Source organism: Pannonibacter sp. CBAS1226 (assembly GCF_055685825.1).
Genome location: NZ_JBVOUO010000003.1, coordinates 40,992 through 57,420 on the forward strand (window position 1 = coordinate 40,992; position 16,429 = coordinate 57,420).

General features: G+C 64.5%; 13 protein-coding genes. 5 read left to right on the plus strand and 8 right to left on the minus strand.

Annotation, left to right across the window (positions count from 1 at the left end; genetic code table 11):
* Nucleotides 1-3 precede the first annotated feature (3 nt).
* On the minus strand, nucleotides 4-1,317 hold the full coding sequence (locus AC0CMF_RS10425) for a TRAP transporter large permease (RefSeq protein WP_058899156.1): 1,314 nt from the start codon (nucleotides 1,315-1,317) through the stop codon (nucleotides 4-6).
* Between the two features lie 6 nt (nucleotides 1,318-1,323).
* A complete protein-coding gene (locus AC0CMF_RS10430; RefSeq protein ID WP_050474589.1) occupies nucleotides 1,324-1,857 on the minus strand; it encodes a TRAP transporter small permease in 534 nt (177 codons plus the stop codon).
* 469 nt (nucleotides 1,858-2,326) lie between these two features.
* On the opposite strand from AC0CMF_RS10430, the gene AC0CMF_RS10435 reads away from it, so the two are divergent.
* The 3 genes from AC0CMF_RS10435 to uxuA all read left to right on the plus strand — a co-directional run bounded on the left by AC0CMF_RS10435 (nucleotide 2,327) and on the right by uxuA (nucleotide 5,563).
* Entirely contained in the window at nucleotides 2,327-3,307 is a 981-nt protein-coding gene (locus AC0CMF_RS10435) for a TRAP transporter substrate-binding protein (protein ID WP_050474591.1), read from the plus strand.
* Between the two features lie 184 nt (nucleotides 3,308-3,491).
* Nucleotides 3,492-4,241, plus strand: coding sequence for an FCD domain-containing protein (locus tag AC0CMF_RS10440; protein ID WP_050474592.1), 750 nt, complete (start codon nucleotides 3,492-3,494; stop codon nucleotides 4,239-4,241).
* Between the two features lie 161 nt (nucleotides 4,242-4,402).
* On the plus strand, nucleotides 4,403-5,563 hold the full coding sequence (gene uxuA, locus AC0CMF_RS10445; protein WP_058899157.1) for a mannonate dehydratase: 1,161 nt from the start codon (nucleotides 4,403-4,405) through the stop codon (nucleotides 5,561-5,563).
* 252 nt (nucleotides 5,564-5,815) lie between these two features.
* Here uxuA and AC0CMF_RS10450 read toward each other — a convergent pair whose 3' ends face one another.
* The 5 genes from AC0CMF_RS10450 to AC0CMF_RS10470 form a co-directional block, all read right to left on the minus strand.
* On the minus strand, nucleotides 5,816-6,619 hold the full coding sequence (locus tag AC0CMF_RS10450) for an inositol monophosphatase family protein (RefSeq protein WP_374629566.1): 804 nt from the start codon (nucleotides 6,617-6,619) through the stop codon (nucleotides 5,816-5,818).
* 30 nt (nucleotides 6,620-6,649) lie between these two features.
* Nucleotides 6,650-7,717 carry an ABC transporter ATP-binding protein gene (locus tag AC0CMF_RS10455; RefSeq protein WP_472481615.1) on the minus strand — a complete coding sequence of 356 codons (1,068 nt, stop codon included), beginning with the start codon at nucleotides 7,715-7,717 and terminating at the stop codon, nucleotides 6,650-6,652.
* On the minus strand, nucleotides 7,714-9,945 hold the full coding sequence (locus AC0CMF_RS10460; protein WP_374629567.1) for an ABC transporter permease: 2,232 nt from the start codon (nucleotides 9,943-9,945) through the stop codon (nucleotides 7,714-7,716). The genes AC0CMF_RS10455 and AC0CMF_RS10460 overlap by 4 nt, the downstream gene beginning before the upstream one ends.
* A gap of 89 nt (nucleotides 9,946-10,034) precedes the next feature.
* The gene (locus tag AC0CMF_RS10465; protein WP_050474597.1) at nucleotides 10,035-11,066 is read right to left on the minus strand and encodes an ABC transporter substrate-binding protein; all 1,032 of its coding nucleotides are present in this window, start codon (nucleotides 11,064-11,066) and stop codon (nucleotides 10,035-10,037) included.
* Between the two features lie 161 nt (nucleotides 11,067-11,227).
* A complete protein-coding gene (locus AC0CMF_RS10470) occupies nucleotides 11,228-12,262 on the minus strand; it encodes an ABC transporter substrate-binding protein (RefSeq protein ID WP_374629568.1) in 1,035 nt (344 codons plus the stop codon).
* 216 nt (nucleotides 12,263-12,478) lie between these two features.
* On the opposite strand from AC0CMF_RS10470, the gene AC0CMF_RS10475 reads away from it, so the two are divergent.
* Nucleotides 12,479-13,267, plus strand: coding sequence for a response regulator transcription factor (locus tag AC0CMF_RS10475; protein ID WP_094463359.1), 789 nt, complete (start codon nucleotides 12,479-12,481; stop codon nucleotides 13,265-13,267).
* Complete coding sequence (locus tag AC0CMF_RS10480; protein ID WP_374629570.1) at nucleotides 13,264-15,378, plus strand: sensor histidine kinase; 2,115 nt, start codon at nucleotides 13,264-13,266, stop codon at nucleotides 15,376-15,378. The genes AC0CMF_RS10475 and AC0CMF_RS10480 overlap by 4 nt, the downstream gene beginning before the upstream one ends.
* Before the next feature lie 3 nt (nucleotides 15,379-15,381).
* Here the strand turns inward: AC0CMF_RS10480 and AC0CMF_RS10485 are convergent, their stop codons facing one another.
* Nucleotides 15,382-16,350 carry a LysR family transcriptional regulator gene (locus AC0CMF_RS10485; RefSeq protein ID WP_374629571.1) on the minus strand — a complete coding sequence of 323 codons (969 nt, stop codon included), beginning with the start codon at nucleotides 16,348-16,350 and terminating at the stop codon, nucleotides 15,382-15,384.
* Nucleotides 16,351-16,429: the final 79 nt, after the last annotated feature.

A 16,429-nucleotide genomic window follows, 5' to 3' on the forward strand; every position in this document is an offset into this window, starting at 1 on the left:
GCGTCAGCCGCCATAACCCAGCAGCAGGCGCGGCAGCGCCAGGCTCAGGTCCGGAACATAGGTGATCAGCAGCAGCACGGCGAACTGCATGGCCATCATCGGCAGCAGCGGGCGCAGGACGCGGGCGATCGAGACCTTGGCCACGGAGCAGCCGACGAACAATGCAGAGCCGACGGGCGGGGTGCATATGCCAAGGCACAGGTTGAAGGTCATCATCACGCCGAAGTGGACCGGGTCCATGCCCAGATCCTTCACCACCGGCAGGAAGATGGGCGTGAAGATCAGCAGCGCGGGCGTCATGTCCATGAACATGCCGACGACCAGCAGGGCGATGTTGATGATCAGCAGCAGCACCAGCGGGTTCTCGGACAGCGACAGCAGCAGGTCGGAGATCGTGTAGGGAATGTCGGCAAAGGCCATGACGCGGGACATGGCGATGGAGCAGCCGACCATCAGAAGCACGATGGACGTGGTGACGGCGGAATCGATCATGATCCCCGGCAGGTCGCGGATGCTGATTTCCCGGTACCAGACGAGAGCCAGCAGCAGCGTGTAGACCACAGCGACGGCCGACGCCTCCGTGGGGGTGAAGATGCCCTTGATGATGCCGCCCATGATGACAATGATCAGGCCAAGCGGAAGCAGTGCGTCGCCGGTCTTCCGGATCACTTCCTTCCAGCTCGGGCGCGGGGCGACCGGATAGCCGCGCTTCTTCGCCACGATGCCGGCCACGAGCATGATGCCGAGCCCCATGAGGATGCCCGGCACGTAGCCTGCGACGAACAGCGCCGCAATCGAGGTGCCGCCGGAAATCAGCGAGAAGACGATGAAGGTGGTGGAGGGCGGAATCAGCAGGCCGGTCGGGCAGGAGGCGATGTTGACGGCAGCGGAAAACGCCGGGTCATAGCCTTCCTTCTTCTGCAGCGGGGCCATGACGCCGCCAACGGCTGCCGCTGCGGCCACGGCCGAGCCGGAGATCGAGCCGAACATCATGTTGGCCAGCACGTTGCAGTGGGCCAGCGAGCCCGGCAGGCGGCCGCCAAGGACCTTGGCCAGCTCGATGAGACGCAAGGCGATGCCGCCCCGGTTCATGATGTTGCCCGCCAGAATGAAGAAGGGCACGGCCAGGAGCGTGAATGTATCGAGGCCCGAGGCCAGCTGCTGCGCCGTGTTGTTGATCGACTGGTCGTAGGTCAGGAACAGGGTGAAGGTCAGGACCGTCGAGATGCCGATTGCAAAGGCAATCGGAACGCCGATGAACATGAGCAGGAAGAATGCGCCAAACAGGGTGATGGCGCTCATCATTTCGGTTTCCATCGTCGCTTATCCTTTGCCCGGTTCTGCGCCGGATGAGGCATCGGCGTCGAGATCTTCAACGGGGGCGTAACGGCCTGTGATGAGCCCTGCGGCGAAATCGGCGCAGTAGTAGAGCATCAGGCCGCCGGAAATGGGGACGGCTGCGTAGACGTAGCCCATCAGAATGTTGAGGACGGGAACGATCTGGCCGGAAGACAGCGTCCGCTGCACAAGCGCCATGCCGCCCTTGACCATCACGATGGCGGCAAAGGCCGCGATCAGGGCCGTGACCAGCAGCGCAAGGTTGCGGGCGGCTTTCCGGGATGACATCTGGATCAGGAAGTCGATTGCCAGATGCTTGCGCTGGCCCAGGGTATAGGCCGCACCGATCAGGCCGACCCAGATGAACAGAACGCGTGCGATGCTTTCCATGACGACGCTTGGGGTCGGCAATACGTAGCGGGAAAGCACCTGCCAGACGACGCAAACCGTCATGACGGCAAACATCGCGGCGATGAACAGGCCCAGCACGCGGTCAACGTGGGCTTTCAGTGCATGCATGGCTGCATGTCCTCCTCGTGGGGCAGGCAGCCTGCCCCGGTTTCCTCCCGGGACCTTTTGGTGTCCCGGCCTGCCTTTCAATCTTGGTCTGCCGGTCTGCTGCACCGGTTGTCCGCATGTCCTGGCAGCAGCCGGTGCCCCGTTGGGCAGGGGCATGCTGCGGTTCGGTATGGCGGTTGGGCCGCCTCTGCTGACAACTGTCCCGGTGTTGAAGCCCCCAGACAATGCCGGAAAATGAGGCGGATTGCCTCCTTAACCGGCTGGTCAGAGAAAACCTATTTCCGGGAATTGGTCAACCAATTTCCAAAACCGGTTGACAAAAGCGGTGCTTTGACGAAATTTCTGGTCGCGCGCCGGGCCTTTTTGATCAACCAATCTGGTCGGAGGGTGCCGCCGGTTTCCGATGTGGCCGGCAGGGGGAGGTTCCTCGCCGCGCGCATCCTGAAGTATCATCGGGAGGTAATTTGACATGCGTATGACCTATCGTCTCGGCGCTCTGGCTGGTGCAGCCCTGCTGGCTTTTTCCGCAACCGCCGACGCCCGCACCCTGAAGCTCAACCACAACAACCCGGAAGACCATCCGCTGCACAAGTCGATGGAATTCATGGCCAAGCGCGTCGATGAACTGACCAGCGGCAGCCTGAAGATCCGCATCTATGCGAATGCGCAGCTGGGCAACCAGCGCGAATCCATGGAAATGCTGCAGAACGGTTCGCTCGACATGGCCCGTTCCAACGCCAGCGAGCTGGAAGCCTTCGACGAATCCTACACGCCGCTGAACCTGCCGTTCCTGTTCAAGGACGAAGAGCACGCCTACAAGGTGTTCTCCGGCGAGATCGGCACCGACATTCTCGAAGCTTCGAAGGACAAGGGTTTCGTTGGCATCGCCTATTACGTGGAAGGCGCGCGCTCCTTCTATGCCAACAAGGAAATCAAGTCCCCGGCCGACCTGAAGGGCATGAAGATCCGCGTGCAGCCGAGCCCGACCGCCATCCGCATGGTCGAGCTGATGGGCGCAAGCCCGACCCCGATTGCCTATGGCGAGCTGTACAGCGCCCTGCAGCAGGGCGTGGTTGACGGCGCCGAGAACAACCCGCTGGCTCTGACCACCGCCCGTCATGGTGAAGTCGCCAAGATCTTCTCCGAGGATGAGCACACCATGGTTCCGTCCGTGGTGCTGGTCTCCACCCAGACCTGGGATACCCTGTCCGACGAGGAAAAGGCTGCCCTGAAGCAGGCTGCCCACGAGTCCATGGACCTGCACCGCGCCAGCTGGAACGAGCAGGTTGCCGCCGGCAAGGTGCAGGCCGAGAAGGAAATGGGCGTGAAGTTCGTGACCGTCGACAAGGCCCCGTTCGCTGAAGCCGTGAAGCCGATGATCGAGGAAGCTGCCGCCAAGTCTCCGCGCGTGGCTGACCTCATCAAGCGCATTCAGGCCGCTGGCAAGTAAGACAACCGGAATCCGGGTGTTCTGCACCCGGATTCCTCTTATGTTTCAGGGGGAAGGTGGGCAGATACGCTGCATCGTGCAATTGACGCAAGGTGGCAGTTTGCCGGACACTTGAGGGATGAGACAGACCGGCAGGAGGAGAGGGGCCACATGAACGGGTCCTGACGCCGGATGGAGGACGAAGATGATCGAGGCATCCGGCAGGCGGCGCTACGAGGAGGTGGCGGAGGCCCTGCGGCGGGAGCTGGCCGGGGGAACCTATCAGCCCGGCGACCGCATGAAGCCCGAACGGCAGATTTCTGACGAGCTGGGTGTTTCGCGCTCCATCGTGCGCGAGGCGATCCTGCGGCTCGAAATCGAAGGGCTTGTCGATGTGCGCAAGGGCTCCGGCACCTATGTGGTGAAAGTGCCCGCCGGTGACGACACCGGCACGCGCGGAGACATCGGCCCTTTCGAATTGCTGCAGGCGCGGCAGGTGCTGGAAAGCTCCATCGCTGCCTTTGCAGCCACCACGGTGACCAAGGCCGACATCCTGCGCCTGCGCGAGGCGATGGAGATGGAGCGCCGGGCCATCGCAGAGGACACGGGTGACTATTCTGGCGATGAGCTGTTCCACCATCTCATTGCCGAAGCCACCCAGAACAGCGTGCTGGTCGACATGATCGACGAGTTGTGGCGCAAGCGCGAACAGAGCCCCATGTGGGCCCGCCTGCATGCACGCATCTTCGATCGGACCTACCGGCACCGCTGGCTGGAGGATCATCAGGCGATCCTCACCGCCCTGCAGTGCCGCGACCCGCGCGCAGCCCGGCAGGCGATGTGGCAGCACCTTGAAAACGTGCGCCAGACCCTGATGGAACTGTCCGACGTGGATGACCCGCAGTTTGATGGCTATCTGTTCGACAGCCGCCCCGCAGCCGCCGCCGTCTCCTGAGGGCGGTTTCTTCGGGGAACGAGTGGAGCACTGACGAAGGGCATTTGCCCGCTGAACCGAGTTTCCGCCGGAACCTGGCCCGCCCGCAGACTTGAGCAGGGGCTTGCCGTTCCGGCTTTCCCTCCCAAGACCCCAACCGCCTCCAATTGAGGAACCCCATCATGGAACAGACATGGCGCTGGTTCGGCCCGGCCGATCCCGTCTCGCTCGCCGATATCCGTCAGGCCGGTGCCACCGGCATCGTCTCCGCCCTGCATGACCAGCCCAATGGCACGGTCTGGCCGGTGGAGCGCATTCTCGAGCGCAAGGCGGTGATCGAGGCGGCTGGCCTCACCTGGTCCGTGGTCGAGAGCATTCCGGTTCATGAGGACATCAAGACCGCCGCGCCGGGCTGGGAACGTTACGCCGAAGCCTGGGTGGAGAGCATGGTGAACCTCGCCCGCTGCGGCGTCCGGATCATCTGCTACAACTTCATGCCGGTGATCGACTGGACCCGTACGGATCTGGCCTATGAGCTGCCGGACGGCGCCCGCTGCCTGCGCTTTGATGCCGATGCCTTCGCCGCCTTTGACCTGTTCATCCTGAAGCGTGAAGGCGCCGAGGCTGAATACAGCGCGCAGGAGATCGACCAGGCCCGCGCCACCCATGCGGCCATGAGCGAAGCTGACGTGGCCAAGCTGATGGCCAACATCATCGCCGGCCTGCCCGGCGCTGAGGAGAGCTATTCGCTCGACAGCTTCCGCGCCCGCCTTGCCACCTATGCCGAAGTCGATGCGGAGCGCCTGCGCGCCAACCTTGCCGCCTTCCTGAAGATCGTGATTCCGGTGGCCGAGAAGGAGGGCGTCGTGCTCGCCATCCATCCCGATGATCCGCCGCGCCCGCTGTTCGGCCTGCCGCGTGTGGTCTCCACCGCCGCCGACATGAAGGCGATTGCAGCGATGGTGGACAGCCCTGCCAACGGCTTCACCTTCTGCACCGGCTCCTATGGCGTGCGGCCGGACAACAATCTGGTCGAGATGTTCGAAACCCATGCGGACCGGGTGCATTTCCTGCATCTGCGTGCCACCAAGCGCGAGGCCGATCCGCGCAGCTTCCATGAAGCCGCTCACCTTGATGGCGACGTGGACATGGTTGCGGTGATCAAGGCCGTGCTTCTGGCCGAGCGCCGCCGGGGCATCGAGCTGCCGATGCGTCCGGACCATGGGCACCAGTTGCTGGATGACCTGCGCAAGACCTCCAACCCCGGCTACCCGGCCATCGGCCGCCTGCGCGGCCTTGCCGAATTGCGCGGCGTCGAACGCGCCATCCGCGCTTTCATCTGACCGCTGCGTCAGATCATGAACGTCAAAGGCCGGGCAGCGATGCCCGGCCTTTTTGTTTGGAGGTTGAAGAATTTTTCAGTATTTCGTCATGCCATGACTTGATCATGGCATCCACCCTGTTTGATTCAGACTTGATAAGTGAGAGTAATCTGTCTGTCTGACAAGGTAATTTCGGGTCTTCTGTAATGGAATGGATGCCATGATTAAGTCATGGCATGACGGAAGTTTTTGGACGTGTTGTGAAAGCCTAACTCACACCTGCGCCAACGCCCAGATGTCGTCCTTCGCCCCCGGTCCTGCTGCGATGACAGGGGCGCCCTTGCCGAGGCCGAAGGCGGTGGCGGGGAAGGGTTCGTGGAAGCCGCCGGCTTCCTTGACGAGGCAGAAGCCGGCCATGCAGTCCCAGGCGTGCATGTAGGGCTCGTAAAAGCCGACGAGCCGGCCGGCCGAAACATAGGCCAGCATCAGCGCGCCCGAGCCGTTGCGGATCATGTTGCCGCCCCTTGCCGTCAGCGCCGTGACGATTGCACCGGTGCGCTCGGGCGTCACATGGCTGTTGCTGCTGATGCCGGTGAGGCCGTTCTGCATGGTGCGGGACGGGTCGAGCTTCAGCGGCTTGCCGTTGAGCGTCGCGCCATGGCCTTCGGCGGCGGCAAAAGTCTCCTGCAGCACGGGGGCGAGAATGACGCCGATGACCGGCTCACTCTCCCGGGCAACGGCAATCGAAACGCACCATGTGGGCAGGCCGTTGACGAAGGGCGCGGTGCCGTCGATCGGGTCCACCACCCATGTGTAGGGCGAGGTGCCGCCCGTCTGGCCGTATTCCTCGCCGAGGAAACCATCTTCCGGGAAGGCAGCTGCAACCCTTTCGCAGATGAGCTTTTCGACATTGCGGTCGGCGATGGAGACAACGTCCTGAAGGTTCGCCTTGGTCTCGATCACCAGCGTTTCGCGCCGGTTGAAATAGTCGAGCGCAAGGGCTGCGGCTTCGGTTGCGATGGATCTGGCCAGATCGAAGCGGTCGGCGATGGCGGCGGAATGCAGGTCTGCGGTCATTTCGGGGACTGTGTCCTTTAACTGGCAGGATCAGGCTGCGATGAGGGCGATGCCGCGCTGGCGCAGGCGGATGGTTACATCCGTGCGGGCGGGCAGGGGGGATGGGGTTTCATGGTCTACCACAAACAGCGTCCCGGCAACGGTTTCCACCTCATATTCGGCATGGTCGCCGAGATAGGCAGAGGTGAGGATGCGCCCGGCGAGGCTGCCCGGTGCGGCTTCTCCGGCAGCAAGGCTTACGGCGCCGGGGCGGATGGCGAGCTGGGCGCTGCCGGTTCTGGCCCCAGTGGCGGGAAGCTGATGCTCCAGAGGGCCAAGGCGGACGCGGGCGCTGGTGCCATCGGTCTCGATCACCTCGCAGGGCAGCACGTTGGCCTCGCCCATGAAGTCGGCGATGAAGCTGGAGGCGGGCGCCTCGTAAAGCTCCCGTGGGGCGCCGGACTGGGCGATGCGGCCATCCTTCATGACGATGATCGTGTCCGAGACGGCCAGCGCCTCGTCCTGGTCATGCGTCACATAGACGGCGGTGAAGCCGAGGCGCTGCTGCAGCTCGCGGATCTCGGTGCGCACCCGGCGGCGCAGGCGGGCGTCGAGGTTGGACAGGGGCTCGTCCAGAAGCAGGACCTGCGGCTCCAGCACCAGCGCACGGGCAACGGCGACACGCTGCTGCTGGCCGCCGGAGAGTTCCGCCGGCAGACGGTGGCCCATGCCGGCAAGGCCGACCTGCTTCAGCCCCTCTTCGGCGCGCTCGCGGGCCTGCTTGCCCTTGAGGCCGGAAGATTCAAGGCCATAGGCCACATTCTCCAGCGCACTCATGTGCGGGAAGAGAGCATAGGACTGGAACACCATCGACACGTCGCGGGCGTGGGCGGGCAGCATGGTCACGTCCTTGCCGCCGATGAAGATCTTGCCCCGGGTCGGGTGCTCCAGCCCCGCCAGCATGCGCAAGGTGGTGGTCTTGCCGCAGCCGGAAGGGCCGAGCAGGGTGACGAGGGTTCCCGGTTCGATCGTCAGCGACAGATCGGGAACGGCGGTGAAAGTGCCGAAGTCCTTGCGCACATGCTCGAAGACCACGGAGCCGGGCTTGTGGGATGTCATGCGGTTTTCTCCTGAGCGGGCTTGAGTGCGGAGGTTTGTGCAAGGCCGGAAACCCGGTTCTCGCGGCGCAGGCGCCGTTCGCCGACCAGGAACTGGAACCCGGCGATGACCGTGATCATCACGGCGATGAGCATCGTGGAATAGGCGATGGCGACGCCGTACTCGCCGTTTTCGACGAGGCCGACGATGTAGGACGTGGCCATGTTGTATTCCGCGCTGACGAGGAAGATCACCGCGCTGATGGAGGTGATGGCCCGCACGAAGGAATAGACCAGCGCTGCGGTGATGGCCGGGCGCAGCAGCGGCAGGATCACCTTGCGCAGGGTCCGGGCGCTGGTGGCCCGCAACGTCAGGGAGGCCTCGTCAAGGCTCTTGTCCAGCTGGCTCATGGCCGCAATGCCGCCGCGCACGCCCACGGGCATGTTGCGGAAGACGAAGCAGGCGATGAGGATCAGCGCCGAGCCGGTCATTTCCAGCGGCGGCAGGTTGAAGGCCATGATGTAGCTGATGCCGATGACCGTGCCGGGGATGGCAAAGCTCATCATCAGCGCGAATTCGAAGGCATTCTGCCCCGCGAATTTCTGCCGGACGATGATATAGGCCGTCAGCAGGCCGACAGCCGCCGTCAGGGGAGCCGCCAGCAGGGCGATCTTGATGGTGGTCCAGAAGGAGTTCCACGCAACGCCCGTCCAGGCGAAGCTGACGCCGTCGAAGCTGACCGAGAAGGCCTTGGCATAGTGGGCAAGGGTCAGCGTGTGGTCGAGACCCCAAGTCTTCACGAAGCCGCCAAAAACGATCATCCCGTAAATGACCAGCGTGAAGGCCATCCACGGCAGCACGATGGCATAGACCACGCGCGAAACGCTCTTCGGCAGGGGAATGTGCGAACCGCTGTCGCCCTTGCCGGTGACGGTGGCGAAGTTCTTGCCCTTCAGCCAGAAACGCTGGGCGAGGAAGGCCGTCAAGGTGAAGCCAAGCAGGATCATCGCCAGCACGGCCGCGCGTGAGGGATCATTCTGCGAGCCGACGACGGCGAAGAAAATTTCGGTCGAGAGCACGCCATGGCTGCCGCCGAGCACGAGCGGGTTGCCGAAATCGGCCATGCTTTCGATGAAGCCGATGAGGAAGGCATTGGCGAGGCCCGGCTTCATCAGGGGCAGGGACACATGCCAGAAGGTGCGCCAGCGGTCGGCCTTGAGGGTTTGCGAGGCTTCTTCCAGCGAGGGGCTCACCCCTTCCACCACGCCGATGAGCACGAGGAAGGCGATGGGCGTGAAGGACAGCACCTGCGCGATCCAGATGCCAGTGAGGCCATAGAGCCAGCGGCCCGGCTCGATGCCGAAGAGATCCGACAGGCCTTGCGTGACCACACCGGAGCGGCCGAACAGCAGCACCAGCGCAAGGCCGATGACGAAGGGCGGCGTGATGATCGGCAGTACCGTGATGAGGCGCAGGCCCTTCTTCAGCGGGAAGCGCGTGCGGGTGGCAACCAGCGCAAAGGCAAGGCCAAGCAGCGTGGAGCCAAGGCCCGTCATGATGGCCAGCCAGAAGGTGCGCCATGCCACACCGCAGCGGCCGTCTCCGGTCAGGCAGGAAAGGCTCCAGATGCTGGGGTCCACCACGTTGCGCAGGAAGCCGTCCGGCTTGAACGAGCCGTCGAAGTCCTGCACCGACCCGGCAAACATGCTGCCGATGGGATAGAAGACGAAGACCGCGACAAGAAACACCAGCAGCGAAATGGCCCCGGCGATGAAGGCGTCGCCTTTCATGGCGCCGAGTTCTGCGCAGCCGAAGGCGAACATCAGGACGAAGACGGTGGTCAGCGTGATGGCCCCGGCGCCCATGGCGGGCTGACCGGTGGAGAGGGCACCGAAGAGGGTTTCGCTGATCGTCCAGTTCCAGCCCGTGAAACCGATGGCAAGCCCTTGCAGGCTCATGAACAGCACCCCGGCGGCTCCTGCCGCCGCCAGAAGGCGGCCGCGGGCGGGCTGGGCGCTCATCAGGCGCGATGCGCTGCCTGCTGCAAACAGCGCCATGGCCACGAAAACCCAGGGGCGCCCGTTGGCGGCTGCCTGCAGCAGGCCCGGTTCCAGATCAGGGGTGGAGAGAAAGCTGGACACCCAGCCCAGCCCGAAGAAGCCGCCTTCGACCCTGTACCACGGCACAAGAATGAGGGCGGCTGCGCCGAGGGCCAGAAGCAAGTCCAGTCGCCGGTTGCTCGTCTGCATGGAAACTGCCTGTTGTTTAAGCGGGAAGGAATGCCGGAAGCAGCACCCGGGCGGTAAAACCCGGGTGCCTCAGGCTCAAAGGCGGAACATCACTGCGCGATGGCGCCGACTTCCCGGTCCCAGCGCTCCAGCAGGGCCTTGCGGGTTTCGCTGCTGCCGAAGGTGGTGAAGTCATAGTCGATCAGCTTGATCTGCTCGAAACGCGGGGCTTCTTCGGGGACCTCTGCGTTCTTGTTGGAGGGCAGCTGGAAGGACTTGGCCTCCTTCATGCGCGACTGCACTTCCGGCTTCAGGGCCCAGTCGTACCAGATCTTGGCGTTTTCCATGTTGCGCGCGCCCTTGACGATGGACATGGAGCCGATCTCGTAGCCCGTGCCTTCGCAGGGAGCGACAACCTTGACCGGGAAGCCTTCGGACACCATTGACACGGCGTCATGCATGAAGACGATGCCGAGACCGGTCTCGCCGCGCGCAGCGGCCTTCACCGGGGCCGAGCCCGATTTGGTGTACTGGGAGACATTGGCGTTGAGGCTCTTGAGGTAATCGAAGGCCCGGTCCTCGCCCATGATCTGCACCAGCGTCGCCAGCGCGGTGTAGGCGGTGCCGGAAGAGTTCGGGTTGGCCATCTGGATTTCGCCCTTCAGTTCCGGGGCAAGCAGCGACGACCAGCAGGTGGGTTCGGCAAGGCCCTTGCGGGCGAAAATGTCGGTGTTGTAACCCCAGCCGAGAGCACCGGCATAAACGCCGACCGTGCGGTAGCCGGAGCTTTCCGCCTGGCTCTGCGCCCAGGTGTGCAACTGGTCGAGCATGGGCGACTTGTATTCCTCCGTCAGACCGTCAGAGGCGGCCTGAAGATGCGGGTCACCCGTGCCTGCCCACCAGACATCCGTCTTCGGGTTGCGGGCTTCGGCGCGGATCTTGGCATAGGTCTCGCCCGACGAGAGGCGCACCATGTTGACCTTGATGTCGTGTTCCTTCTCGAAATCGCCCTTCATCTGCTCGCAGATCACCACGTCGGCAGAGCAGATGAGGTTGAGGTCTCCGGCGGCCTGTGCTGCGCTTGTGCCAAGGGCGGTGCCTGCAGCAAGGGCAAGAAGCGTGAATGCGGATGCGGTCTTCATGGGTCGTTCTCCTCCGTTATGGTCCGCCCTGGCAGGCGGTCTTGTTGTGCGGGCGGCGCGGGGCAAGGCTGTCCCGTGCGGCCCGCCTGTTGGCGGCCCACCAGTCAGTTGTCAGATCTGTGAGACTGGCCGGTGCGGGACCGGTTGGTTTGCGCGGGGCCCTATTGCGTCAGGGGCATTTCCCGCGCGAAGCGTTTGAGCAGGCGGCTTCGCTCTGCCGGTGAACCGAAGGTGGCAAAGTCGTAATCGACCATGCGCATGAGGGAAATGTCCGGCGCGGCCGCCGGGAGAGCGGCTTTCGCGTTTGCGGGGATCTGGTTCTGGCCTGCCTGTGCGCCGGTGGCCTGTCCCTCTGGGCTGAGGGTAAAGTCGGCAAAGAGGCGGGCCAGTTCCGGATTGCGGGATCCCTTGATGAGGCTGACGGCGCCGATCTCGTAGCCTGTCCCCTCGCAGGGGGCGACGATGACCAGCGGGGAGCCCGCCAGCTTCTGGGTGACGGCATCGTGGATGAACGAGATGCCGATCAGCGTATCCCCCCGTGCGGCGGCCTTGACGGGTGCCGCGCCGGATTTCGTGTAGCTGGAGACATTGGCGCCAAGCCGGGCGAGATAGGCAAAGGCCTCGTCCTCGCCGAAGAGCTGCACCAGGGTCGCCAGCGCGGTATAGGCGGTCCCGGAGGTTTCCGGATTGCCGATCTGGATATCCCCCCGGTAGGCCGGATCGGTCAGATCGTTCCAGCAGGAGGGGGCCGGCAGGCGGCGCTGCGCCAGAAGATCGGCGTTATAGGCAAAGCCAAGCGCTCCGGCATAGACGCCGGAGCTGAGGCTTCCCGACATGGCATGGAAGTTCTGCGCCCAGGGCAGCAGGTCCGCTTCATGCGGCGAGGTATAGGCTTCCAGCAAACCTTCTGCAGCGGCCTGAAGATGGGTGTCGCCGGTGCCGCCCCACCACACATCGACGGTGGGTGCCGCGCGATCCATGCGGATGGCATCGAGGATTTCGCCCGTGCTGAGCCGGGTCATGGTGATCTCAAGGCCGGAGTGGCGCTCGAACGCCGCTTCCATGGTGGCGCACCAGTCCTCATCCACACCACACAGCACGTTGAGCGTGCCGGATGCCGGGCTGGTCTGTTCAGCCAATGCGGTGCCGCCCAGCCAGAAGCCGAGCGCAGCCGCCAGAGCGGTTGCTGCCTTCACCTTGTTCCTCCCCGCCAGACATCCTCCATGTCCGGACAGAAGAAGCATGCGCAGGAAACGGAAGCTATGCAATCAAAGAATGGTTTCAGTTGTTGCAGTGTCGCGCAATGGTTGTTTCAAATGCTTCAAAGATTACAAATATTACAACGTGATAGTGAACAGATGTTTTGAATAACAGCGGAGTGCCTTCTATAGTGCAAGTGGGAGGACTGTAAATTGCTGGCACAGAAAGTGAGGATTCTGGTCGTCGAAGACGATCCGGACATGGCCGAGCTGATCTGCGATCTGCTCGAAGCGGAAGGCTGGGAACCTGCGCATGCGGCTTCTGCCGAGGCGGCGGCGGAGGTTCTGGGGCGCGAGCGGCTGCATCTGGTGTTGATTGATCACAATCTGCCGGGCACCTCGGGCCGCGCCTTTGCGCAGCGCCTGCGGGCCAGCATGGATATTGGCATCATCATGGTGACGGCGGCAGGAAGTGCGGCCGAACGGGTGCTGGGGCTGGAAACGGCGGCGGACGACTATGTGGTGAAGCCTTTCGAACCCATTGAACTGACGGCCCGCATCAAGGCGCTGCTGCGGCGGATGAACCCCTCCCTGCGCGGCGGAGAGGCCACAGAACGGCCGGGCAGCAGCACGAGAGAGACGGGCAGGGCTGCGGCCATGGCGGAGGGGATGGATGGGGCAGCCCTCGTTCTGGGAGACTGGTCCATCGACCTGCAGAACCGCCGGGCCATCTGCCGCAGTGATCCGGGCCGGACGCTGACGGCGGCGGAATTCGCGCTTTTGGAGATCCTCGCCGCAACGCCTGACACGCCTGTCAGCCGCGCCCAGATCCTCGACCGGCTGGGAGCTGAAACAGACAGGCATATCGACCGGAACGTGGACGTGCTGGTGCTGCGGCTGCGGCGCAAGATCGAGCCCAACCCCGATCTGCCGCGCCATGTGCTGACCCGGCGCGGCAAGGGCTACATCCTGCACACGGGCGCAGGCGGACCGCACACGTGATCGCCCGCGTCCTGAGCCGCCCCTATCTCTCCTCCATCGCCTTCCGGCTGCCCTTTGCCATCGTCTTCATCTGCGCGCTGGTTTTCGGCCTGTCGGGTGTGGCGATCTTCGGACTGGTGCGGGCGCGCGATGAAATGGCGGCTTACAGGCTTGATGCCTATACGAGCCTGGCCAAGGCGTCGCTGGTGTCGCGGCAGGTGTCGGACCTCGTCTCCAGCGCACCCCTGCTGATGAATGCCACCTCACCCTACCGGGTCTCGGGCAAGAGCCGGGCGCTGGTGGAGCAGGTGGACACATTGCTGGCCGCCATGGCCGGCCAGCCGTCCGATGGTCCGGCGACGGGGCCGGAAGAGCTGCGGATCGTGGACCTGCTGCAGGCGATCCGCGAGCAGACGCTGGTGCTGGCCGCCAATGCGGATGCCGCGCAACAGCACAAGGAAAGGGCGGCCGCCGCGCTGGGCGAAATCGCCGTGGCGGGCGACGTGGCCAATGCGGGTGTGCGTCGGCGCCTCAATGCCATCGTGCAACTGGCGGCAGGGTCCGACAGCCTGTTCCAGCTGGGAGAGCTGAAACGGCGCTATGTGCAGGAAACGGCAGGCTCGGCCGAAGTACCCGGTCCGCCGCCGGTTTCGCCGGCGCTGCTGGCGCCCTATGACCGGGTGTTCGAGGCGCAGACCCGGTATCTCCTCGAAATGTATGCGATCCGCTCGTCCGTTTCCCGGCTGCATGCGGTGGCGCGGGAGCTGTCGCTGGCCTCCGAAACCCAGTCGGATGCGGTGACGCGCAGCCTCAACGAGAACATTCTGGCCGCCTCCGAGGCGCTGACGCGGCTGCTCATCATGGTGGCGCTGGCGGCTGTTCTGGTGCTGGGGCTTGCCATTCTCTCCATCCGCTCGGCCATGCGGGTGTCGCGCGGGATCGTGGATCTGTCGCAGGGCATGCAGGCGCTGGCCAAGGGCCACAAGGATGTGGGCCCGCCTTCCTATGCGGGCGGGGAGAGCGAGCTGTTGCAGCTGCTCGATGCCTTCCGTGCCTTCCGTGACAGCGTGGAGCGGGTGACGCGCCTGCGCAAGACGGCGGAAGCGGCCGCGCGCACCATCCGCTCCACCTTCCGCAGCATGAACGAAGGCATTGCCCTGTTCGATCCGCAGGGGCAGCCCATCACCATGAACCGCAGGGTCATTGAGCTGGTGGGGCACAAGGGTGCTGCCCGCAAGCTGCCGGCGCGGCGCTTTGTGGCGCCGGTGGCTGGCCTTGATCCGCGCCTTCTGCCGGGCGATGGCGAGCCGGGGCTGCTGGCGGGGCCTGTCTCCCTGCGCCACCGGGACAGCACCGGCCGGGTGACGGAAATTTCCCTCTCGCGGCAGGCCGACGGCGGCATCGTGCTGCTGGCGCGGGATGTGACGCAGACCGACCGGCAGGAAGCGGAAGCGGCGCGGGCGCAGCGGCTCGACGGCATCATGCGCATGACCCATCAGGTCAGCCATGAGGTGGGCAACATGATCGGCATCATCACCGGCAGCCTTGGCCTGCTGGAGCGGGACGACAGCTTCAACGAGCGCCAGCGCCGCCATCTCGCCCGCATCCGCAAGGCGGCAGACCGGGGCCGGGCACTGGCCTCCAGCATGCTGTCCGTCGGCAGCCAGCAGCCGATCACCCCGGCCAGCGTGGATGTGGGCGCGCTGCTGCGCAGCATGGCCGATGTGCTGGAGATCGCCGTGGGCGAAAGCTGCAAGGTGGAGATCTGCTGCGAGGAGCCTTTGCCGAGGATCGAGACGGATGCGGCCCTCTTCGAGCAGTCGGTGCTCAACCTCTGCCTCAACGCAGCCGCCGCCATGCCGCAGGGCGGCAGCATCGTTCTGGCCTGCCGGGCCGAGGCGGGCATGCTGGTGCTGGAGGTGAAGGACACCGGCACGGGCATGACGCCGGATGTCGCCGACAAGGCCTTCGAGCCCTATTTCACAACCCGCCCGGGCAGCGGCGGCGCGGGGCTGGGGCTTGCGCTGGTCTATGGCTTCATGCGCCAGTCCGGGGGCGACGCCCGCATCCTCTCCGCCCCCGGTGAAGGCACGGTGGTGACGCTGGTGTTTCCGGCACCAGCCGGGGCCTGACGCTCAGCCGCGCCCAAGCGTGCGGTTGACGGACTGGGCGATGATGTCGCGGATCTGGCGATGGAGCGGGGATTTGTGCACCCTTTCGGTCCAGACCATCAGCACGTCGAAGGGGGCCGGCACCGGACAGGGGGTGATGTGCAGCTCGTCCGAGAAATACTGCGCCAGCAGGCCCGGCATGGTGGCCACATAGCCGGTGGTGCGGATGAGGCGCGGCAGGCCCGCCGGGCTCGGCACCTCGAGACTGGGCTTCAGCCGGTGGCCCATGGCCTCCAGCGCCCTCAGGTAACCGGACTTCCAAAGGCCGCCATAGGTGGCTGCCACATGATCGAGCGCCAGATAATCTTCCAGTGTCAGCGTCTTGCCGGCGAGCGGATGGTCCCTGTCCATGGCGCAGACATAGTGCTCGTCGAACAGCTTGCGGCTGTAGAAGGCGGCATCGTTGCGGCGGAAGGGGCCAAGCAGCAGGTCCGCATGGGAGCGCACCAGTTGGTCCGGGCCGATGTCGGCCGAGGGAATGATCTCGATGGTGAAGCCGGGCGCAGCCTGGCGCAGGTCGCGCACGATCTCGGGGATGATGATCATCCGCTCATAGTAGTTGCAGGCGATGACATAGCGCCCTTCGATAAGGGCGAGATCCAGCGGGTCCGGCTCGGCAAGGCGCAGGAAGTCATCCAGCATGGTGCGGGTGGTGGAGAGGATCTGCTCGCAGCGCGCCGTGGGCATCTGCTGGCCTTCGACCCGCAGGAACAGCGGATCGGCAAAGACCTTGCGCAGCTTGTCGATGGTGTAGCTGACGGCCGACTGGTTCAGCCCCAGAACCTCCGCGGCCCGGCTGAAGGAGCCTTGCGCATGCACCACATGCAGGGTGTTGAGCGCGGCAAAATCCACCCCCAGCGGCCCGGCCCGGCCTGTGCCCGGTTTGTTATCCGGCTTTTCCTCCAGCATGGCGCGCTCTCCCAATCGCTCCATCAAATTTCCCGATTTCAGGTATCAGGGAAACCGCATTGTTGCGTCAAGGCGCATGCGCTTTCGTGGGGCACGGATTGCA